The sequence below is a fragment of the Pseudomonas sp. PDM25 genome, assembly GCF_019219045.1.
Taxonomy (GTDB): Bacteria; Pseudomonadota; Gammaproteobacteria; order Pseudomonadales; family Pseudomonadaceae; genus Aquipseudomonas.
Genome location: NZ_JAHUWL010000062.1, coordinates 1 through 564, shown reverse-complemented (window position 1 = coordinate 564; position 564 = coordinate 1). Strand labels below are relative to the sequence as shown.

At 52.7% G+C, this 564-nt stretch carries 1 protein-coding gene; it reads left to right on the top strand.

Annotated features, from left to right (window positions below; genetic code table 11):
- Positions 1–564: hypothetical protein (locus tag KW848_RS32730; protein ID WP_218539176.1), on the top strand; the 564-nt coding region annotated here is incomplete at both ends.

Sequence of the window (564 nt, the reverse complement as noted above, 5' to 3'; positions counted from 1 at the left end):
GGGAAAGGGGAAGGAAGGGAAAAGGGAAAAGGGAAAGGGAGGGGAAAAGGAGAAAGTGAACGTGAGGGGAAGGGAGGAAGGGGAAGGAGGAAAGGAAGTTGAAGAGGAGGGAAGGGGAAGAGAAGGAAGGAGGAGGTGTATGAAGGAGAGAAGAAGAGAGAAGGAGGGAGAGGGAGAAGAGGAAGGAGGGGGAAAGGGGGGGAAGGGAGAGAGGAAGAAAAAGGGAAGAAAGAAAAAGAAGGGGAGAGGGGAGGGAAGGGGGAGAAGAGGGGGAGGAAAAGGGAAGAAAGAAAAGGGGGGGAGAGAGAGAAAAGAGGGAGAGAGGAGAGGAGAAAGGGGAAGGGAAGGGGGGGGAGGGGGAAAAGGGAAAGAAAAGAAGGGAGGAAAGGGAGAGGGAAGGAAAAGGAGAAGAAGAAAAAAGGAAAAAAGAAGAAGGAAGGGAAAGGAAGAGAGGGGAGAATGGGGGAGAGGGATTGGTAGAGAAGAAAGAGAAAGAAGTTGGGAGGAAGGAAAGAAGAGGGGGGGGGGAGAGAAAGAAAGGGAGAAAAGGGGGGGGAAGAGAGG